At 62.5% G+C, this 1,216-nt stretch carries 1 protein-coding gene; it reads left to right on the forward strand.

Features of this window, described 5'->3' with window-relative positions; translation table 11 throughout:
* The coding region (locus ABIE64_RS22650; protein WP_354378688.1) for an aldehyde dehydrogenase (NADP(+)) at positions 1-1,216 on the forward strand (1,216 nt) is incomplete at both ends.

Genomic DNA, 1,216 nt, shown 5'->3' on the forward strand with positions numbered 1-1,216 from the left:
CAGACCTTCCAGTCCGAACCGGCCCATGGCCCGGCCAATACCTTCCCGGTCGGCACCCCGGCCCTGGTCGATCAGGCTGCCAGGGCCGCCGAGGAAGCATTCTGGTCCTATGGCTATTCCACCCGCGAAGAACGGGCGAAGTTCCTGAATAGGATCGCCGATGAAATTGATGCCCGTGGTGCGGAAATCACCGAAATCGGTACCCAGGAAACCGGCCTGCCCGAAGCACGCCTGAATGGGGAACGCGGTCGTACCGTCGGCCAGCTTCGCCTGTTTGCCAGCCACATCCTTGCCGGTGATTATCTCGATCGCCGTCATGACGAAGCGCTTCCGGATCGCGCACCTTTGCCGCGCCCGGACCTGCGTCTGATGCAGCGCCCGATTGGGCCGGTAGCAGTGTTTGGCGCATCGAACTTCCCGCTGGCATTCTCGGTCGCAGGGGGTGATACCGCGGCCGCATTGGCGGCGGGTTGCCCGGTCGTGGTCAAGGGCCATTCGGCCCATCCGGGCACGGGGGAGATTGTGGCCCAGGCGATTGATGTTGCGGTCAAGGCATGTGGCATTCATCCCGGTGTGTTCAGCCTGATCCAGGGTGGCAAGCGCGATGTCGGCCAGAGCCTGGTGCAGCATCCGCTGATCAAGGCGGTCGGCTTTACCGGGTCGTTGGGCGGTGGTCGTGCATTGTTTGATCTGTGCGCACAGCGCCCGGAACCGATCCCGTTCTTTGGCGAGTTGGGCTCGGTCAACCCGATGTTCCTGCTGCCGAAGGCCATGAGTGCGCGCAACGAAGAGCTCGCCAAGGGCTGGGTCGGGTCGCTGACCATGGGGGCAGGGCAGTTCTGTACCAATCCGGGGATTGCGGTTGTCCTTGACGGTCCGGATGCCGATGCGTTCGTCGCAACCGCCAAGGCGGGCCTTGGCGATGTGGCGGCGCAAACCATGCTGACCGATGGCATGGCTGATGCCTATCGCAGTGGGGCGAAACGCATTGCTGCGACGTCGGGCGTCAAGGAAGTCCTGACCACGTCATGTGATCTTCGCAATGCGACGCCGTATCTGTTTGAGACCACCGGTGAAAACTGGCTGGCCAATCATGTGCTGGGCGAGGAAGTGTTTGGGCCGCTTGGGCTTGTTGTCCGGGTCAAGGACATTGCCGAAATGCAGGCGATTGCCAGGGCGCTTGAAGGTCAGCTGACCTGCACGATCCATATGGATG

The organism is Thalassospira sp. MBR-102 (assembly GCF_040549275.1).
Classification (GTDB): domain Bacteria; phylum Pseudomonadota; class Alphaproteobacteria; order Rhodospirillales; family Thalassospiraceae; genus Thalassospira; species Thalassospira xiamenensis.